Annotated in this window: 2 protein-coding genes; both read right to left on the bottom strand. The window is 35.8% G+C overall.

All coding sequences use genetic code 11. The features are described 5' to 3' along the window. Positions 1–183: 183 nt before the first annotated feature. Entirely contained in the window at positions 184–651 is a 468-nt protein-coding gene (locus tag B4237_RS09955) for a DUF2147 domain-containing protein (protein ID WP_019385660.1), read from the bottom strand. A gap of 120 nt (positions 652–771) precedes the next feature. Then, positions 772–1003 (bottom strand): ATP-binding protein (locus tag B4237_RS09950; protein ID WP_286942941.1); only part of this gene is annotated, 232 nt, incomplete at its 5' end.

Here is a 1003-nt window from a genome sequence, read left to right as displayed (position 1 = left end):
TTTATAATTATTTGTTTGATTTTATCTTTGGTTTACCGAGTCATCTTTTAGAGTCTAAAGAATTAAATAATAAGCCGAGTCATTGATTTAGCATTTAGTTTTTCTGAATAGACCTTGAGTCAGTTTATTCAATAAAAATGAGTGTATTTAATCACTCATTTTTATTGTTTTAGTACTAAAAAATTATAAGCGAATCCATGTCATATTACGAAAGGTATTATTGCTTGGATTTTTTGCATTAATATTGAGCATCTTGCCTGTTTTACTCAAACGTCCATTGATGCTGTATTTATAACCATCATAAGGATTGACCCAAACCCCTTGCCCAAACTCTTCATTTTGAGTCAGCATTTTTAAGCCTGTCAAAACTTCCATTCCAATAATAGGTTGGTCTTTTAATGAGCCTGAACATGGCGTACATGTGGTTGGAACAGTTTCCTGAGCTGAAGGGTACATTTTGACAATCACAGCACTGTATTGCTCAGTCTTGGAATTTCTTCGAATCACAATATCAGATAGGTATGAACCTGTACGTGAATCAACGACTTTCCAAGTTCCAATCAGCGGGTCAAAGGGTGTTGCGTGAACAGTAAAGGGAGTACTTAGTCCAAGAAATAGGACAAAATTACGGAGAAAACGAGTATTCATCATGAGTTTTTAGATCGAGATAAAGTATAGAAATAGCGAAATGAAACAACGAGTTATTATATTCTTATTATTTTGTAATGATAGCGTAATATTCAAAGGGAACTGAGCAGTTCCCTTTATTTTTTAAACCATGCGGTATAAACGTTCTTTTGGAAAAACTGCGGTAAAGGTTGAACCTTCATTTTCCTTTGAACTAATTTCAAGATGCGCACCATGTTGCATTAACACGTGTTTGACGATGGCAAGGCCTAAGCCTGTTCCACCAGTTTGTCGACTGCGTGCACTGTCAACACGATAAAAACGTTCTGTTAAGCGGGGCAAATGTTTAGGGTTGATCCCAATACCATTGTCTTGC

It is taken from the genome of Acinetobacter sp. UBA6526, assembly GCF_002434875.1.
Classification (GTDB): domain Bacteria; phylum Pseudomonadota; class Gammaproteobacteria; order Pseudomonadales; family Moraxellaceae; genus Acinetobacter; species Acinetobacter venetianus.
The sequence above is the reverse complement of the archived record's forward strand: the minus strand, read 5'-3'. Positions and strand labels throughout refer to the sequence as shown.